This window comes from Herbaspirillum lusitanum P6-12, from assembly GCF_000256565.1.
Classification (GTDB): Bacteria; Pseudomonadota; Gammaproteobacteria; order Burkholderiales; family Burkholderiaceae_D; genus Herbaspirillum; species Herbaspirillum lusitanum.
The window spans coordinates 1-2,292 of sequence record NZ_AJHH01000113.1; the positions used below are offsets into that span (position 1 = coordinate 1).

The 2,292-nt window shown below is 58.7% G+C and carries 1 protein-coding gene and 2 pseudogenes; all 3 read left to right on the forward strand.

What is annotated here, in order from left to right; translation table 11 throughout:
- A pseudogene (locus tag HLUSI_RS0104015) lies at window positions 1-953 on the forward strand (hypothetical protein); the annotation flags it as partial.
- A 67-nt stretch (window positions 954-1,020) separates the two neighbouring features.
- Entirely contained in the window at window positions 1,021-1,776 is a 756-nt protein-coding gene (locus HLUSI_RS0104020; protein ID WP_016832755.1) for an electron transfer flavoprotein subunit beta/FixA family protein, read from the forward strand.
- A gap of 12 nt (window positions 1,777-1,788) precedes the next feature.
- Window positions 1,789-2,292 (forward strand): annotated as a pseudogene (locus HLUSI_RS0104025) (electron transfer flavoprotein subunit alpha/FixB family protein); the annotation flags it as partial.

The window sequence follows — 2,292 nt, forward strand, 5'->3', positions numbered from 1 at the left end:
GCGTCAGCGCGGCAGGACTGCCGATTTATCTGAGGGACCTGCTCCCGGACGCTGTGCAGCTGGATGCCTTGTTCTCTGCCATGAGCCGCACAGCCGGGATTTCCGCAAATCGCGAAGACACGTTTGCTCCTGCAGCGCAATGGACGGCGCTGGAGGCAGGAAAAAGCACCACCTTTCCCTGGCGATCCGATGACAGCTATTTCAAGCGTCCCGATGTCTTGAATGCCTTGCTGAAATTCGAATCGCCGACGATTTCATTTTCCCCAATGAAGCCGCTGCTCGTATTGGGCGACAACATCACGACCGATCATATTTCTCCTGTGGGGCGAATCAGGGAATCTTCCGAGGCTGCACAATTGTTAAGACAAGACGGCGAAACACCTGCCACTTTCAATAGCTATGGCGCCCGGCGCGGCAACGCCGGGGTAATGATCAGAGGCACTTTCGACAATTCCAGACTCGACAATCGGCTCGCAGGAATACCAGGTCCGTTCACCAGAATCGGCGGAAACCAGGAACCCATTTCGATTTACCAGGCAAGCGCCGCAATTTCTGCGGATGGATATGCTGCCGTCATCATTGGCGGCAAGAACTATGGGACGGGATCCGCACGTGACTGGGCGGCCAAGGGACAAAGATTACTGGGCGTGCGCGCCGTGGTTGCTGAAAGCTTCGAACGCATCCATAGATCCAATCTGGTCATGTTTGGCGTCGCACCGTTGCTGCTTGATCAGAAAAATCTGGAACTGCTGCGATCCATGCTGACGCCTGCATCGGTTGTCACCGCGTACTTACAACCTCCCGCTGAGAAACGAGTGCGCCCGCATATACGGATTGAGGTCGACGATCTATCTTCATCCCATGTATTCCACGCCGTCCTGCAAGTCGAAACGGCATACGAATACACTCTTCTGGCTGCCGGCGGCTTGCTTGCCTCTATGCGCCTGATCTGATGGACTCTGATACTGCAACGCTTTCTACAGAAATACTTTTAACACTATCGCCAAGAGGTAAAACGCCATGAAAGTCCTGGTTCCCGTCAAGCGGGTAGTAGATTACAACGTCAAAGTACGCGTCAAATCCGACGGTAGCGGTGTGGACATCGCCAACGTCAAGATGTCGATGAACCCCTTCGACGAGATTGCAGTGGAAGAAGCCACGCGTCTCAAAGAAGCCGGCAAAGTCACCGAAGTCATTGCTGTCTCTTGCGGCGTGACGCAATGCCAGGAAACCCTGCGCACTGCCATGGCCATCGGCGCCGACCGCGGCATCCTGGTGGAAACACCGGCCGATCTGGACCTGCAACCGCTGGCCGTGGCCAAGCTGCTGAAGGCGCTGGCCGACAAAGAGCAACCGCAACTGATCATCCTCGGCAAGCAAGCCATCGACGACGACAGCAACCAGACCGGCCAGATGCTGGCGGCGTTGCTGGGCTGGCCGCAAGCGACCTTCGCCTCGAAGGTGGTGGTTGAAGACGGCAAGGTCTCGGTCACCCGTGAAGTCGACGGCGGCCTCGAAACCCTGTCGCTGACGCTGCCAGCGATTGTCACCACCGACCTGCGCCTGAACGAACCGCGCTACGTCACGCTGCCGAACATCATGAAGGCCAAGAAGAAGACCCTGGACATCGTCAAGCCGGACGACCTCGGTGTCGACGTCGCGCCGCGCGTCAAGACGCTCAAAGTCGCCGAGCCGGCCAAGCGCAGCGCAGGCGTGAAGGTGCCTGACGTCGCGACCCTGGTTGCCAAGCTCAGAAACGAAGCCAAAGTCATTTAAGGAAGAGACAACATGACCGCACTCGTCATTGCAGAACACGACAATGCCAGCCTCAAGGGCAGCACCCTCAACACCATTACCGCTGCAGCGCAAGCCGGTGGGGATGTCCACGTCCTGGTGGCCGGCTCCAACGCCAAGGCCGCCGCTGACGCTGCCGCCCAAGTGGCAGGCGTCACCAAGGTACTGCTGGCCGATGCCCCGCAATTCGCCGATGGCCTGGCCGAGAACGTCGCTGAACAAGTCCTGGCCATCGCCAAGGATTACAGCCACATCCTGGCCCCCGCCACCGCCTACGGCAAGAACATCCTGCCGCGTGTGGCCGCCAAGCTGGACGTGGGCCAGATTTCCGACATTACCAAGGTGGAGTCGGCCGATACCTTCGAACGTCCCATCTACGCCGGCAACGCCATTGCCACCGTGCAGTCGATTGATCCGATCAAGGTCATCACCGTACGTACGACCGGTTTCGACGCCGCAGCCACAGGCGGCAGCGCCGCAGTCGAATCGCTGACGGCA

Bases quoted from the DNA above. Each gene is read 5' to 3' on its own strand.
- HLUSI_RS0104020 (WP_016832755.1), top strand. From the start codon at position 1,021: ATGAAAGTCCTGGTTCCCGTCAAGCGGGTAGTAGATTACAACGTCAAA.